This window comes from Bradyrhizobium sp. Ken64, from assembly GCF_055807555.1.
In genome coordinates this window covers 1-229 of the sequence record NZ_JBVVPA010000154.1, presented here as the reverse complement: position 1 = coordinate 229, position 229 = coordinate 1, and the positions used below count along the sequence as shown (strand labels likewise).

Genomic DNA, 229 nt, shown 5'->3' with positions numbered 1-229 from the left:
CGTTTTTGCGCCGCCGTAATGTTGTCGATCAGTTCCTGGCGGATGTAGTTGGGGTAGTTCAGGCCGATGTTCAGCCGCTGGACCAGTTGGAAAATGTACTCCGGCGTCAACCAGGCTTCCAGCGCTCGACCTTTGCGGTGGCTCAGGGTCATGGAGCCCTTGGGGCGTCCGGATAAGTTTTTCAGGGCCAGTTCCACCAGGCTCATCATCACCGGCTCCAGGTAGCCGC

1 protein-coding gene is annotated in these 229 nt (G+C 59.0%); it reads right to left on the bottom strand.

What is annotated here, in order from left to right:
- Positions 1–209, bottom strand: a 209-nt coding sequence (locus AC0L2F_RS36020; protein ID WP_473251560.1) for a hypothetical protein, incomplete at its 3' end; no start/stop codon positions are given.
- Positions 210–229: the final 20 nt, after the last annotated feature.